We start from the raw sequence: 1,869 nt of genomic DNA, 5'->3' as shown, positions 1-1,869 counted from the left end.
TGCGTTTTATTCAGCGATTTATCTTTGCTGTTTTATTTACAATCAGCCCCCGTCCAAACCGGACAAGCAAGTTTCCCAGCATCCGGCTTTCCATAATTTACTCTCTTTCGAGAACTAATTTCTCCTCACGGTTAATTAGCTATTTGTTCTTATCGTTCTTGTTTCTAATATCCTGTATTTGTTGATTGGTTATCTTCCGATGACAATCTTTACACAATACCTTTGTTCTTTTATTCATGATACTTTGGTAATGCGCATTGCGAATTGTCCCAATGTGATGAATTTGAAGTTGGGTTGTTTTGTCGCAATTCTCACAATGTTCCGCTTTTAGACGGTCAGTTAGATGGGTACGACCTTGGAATATAAATCTATTTATGGTAATGTCCGGGTTTCCCTTATAGTTACGCATTTTTTTAATTTTGTCCCAAGAGTAAACATTCCATGGTTCGTATTGGGTTTCCCTTTTATTAAGATAAGAAATCCCCCAAGTTGAACCAATTTTACCTTTCTTTCGAACTTTGGCAATTGACGTTTTCCGTTCCCTTGCCAGTGTTTTCAAACAGCTGTATTCAGCTAGATAACTTAAGTGAGTCAAAACACTTAGATTGTTAGCCCAACAAAAGTATTGGATAATTCCTCTAACGATTGTTTGATAGGTCCCGATTATTTCTAATTCGTCTCTTTCTGCTAATGTTTCATCGTGTTTCACCTTTCCCTTTTTTAACCAATTATATTCATATCCATATTCTTTGGCTTTCGCCTTGGGAATTTGGATTTGCACTTGACCGTTCAAGGAATTCTTTGTGGTTTTCCTCTCCCGGGTTTTATTGGTAGGGTTAACTTTTATCATGTAGGATAGAAACCTCGTTCCTTTACTGGCTTTAACAATTTTGGACTTATCCTTACTAACAGTAAGGTTCAGATCTTGCTTTAGCCATTGTGTTACTTGGTCTTTGATTATTTCCGCCTGGTTATATTCGCCTTTAATACCAATGATGAAATCATCAGCATAACGGATGTATTCAACTCTTGGTTTTGGATTTAGGTTGATGTTTCTGTCCACCCCCAGATTACGATGCTGGTGTGTTTTCCATGCCTTCCAATATTCTGGGTTACTTTTCTTAATTGGTTTCCCTTCCTTAATCAGTCTCTCCATTTTCAGGTCAATGTGGTGTAAATATACATTTGCTAGCAAAGGAGAAATTATTCCTCCTTGAGGAGACCCCGATAAAGATTCGTATTTGATGTCATCCTTCATGAAACCGGCTTTCAACCATTTGCTAATGGTTGCGAGCGTTTTATTCTTTTTGATGAACTGATTCAAGATTCTCATCAGAATCTCATGATTGATGGCATCAAAGTAACCTTTTAAGTCAATTTGGACAAGGTAATCAATTCCTAGAAATCTTTGTTTGACACGTTTGATAGCATCATGACATGATTTTTTGGTTCTAAATCCAAAACTCCATTCTGAGAAGATATTTTCGAAATAGGGAGTTAAAAGTTGTTCCAGGCATTTTTGCATCAATCTATCCTTGATGGTCGGTATGCCTAAGGGTCTGGTTTTTTTATTATCTTTAGGAATGAAGATTCTTTTAACTGGTTTTGGGTGGCAACCATTATTGACGTATTCTAGATGGTATCTTTTTAATCTTTCCAGATTAATGCCATCGATGGTTTTATTGTCGATGCGTAGTGTACCCGCCCCTTTGTTAGCCGCGATTTTATTAAATGCTGTTAACGTGTTATAAAAGTTATTCATTCCCTGCTGGAGTTCTCTTTTCAGAGAGTAGCCATTTGATGAACAATATTGAATTCTATTCGATGTTCGTGAAAAGTTTAGTTTCTGGTGAAACCGTTGTTGACACA

1 protein-coding gene is annotated in these 1,869 nt (G+C 36.8%); it reads right to left on the bottom strand.

The genetic code is table 11. From position 1 onward, the window contains the following. Positions 1-139: 139 nt before the first annotated feature. Positions 140-1,762 (bottom strand): reverse transcriptase domain-containing protein, encoded by a 1,623-nt coding sequence (locus OC705_RS02475; RefSeq protein ID WP_304514063.1) that lies wholly within the window; start codon positions 1,760-1,762, stop codon positions 140-142. Positions 1,763-1,869 lie beyond the last annotated feature (107 nt).

The organism is Candidatus Phytoplasma fabacearum (assembly GCF_030586805.1).
Taxonomy (GTDB): Bacteria; Bacillota_I; Bacilli_A; order Acholeplasmatales; family Acholeplasmataceae; genus Phytoplasma; species Phytoplasma fabacearum.
Note: the sequence above shows the minus strand (reverse complement) of the source record. Positions and strands in the feature narration are given on the sequence as shown.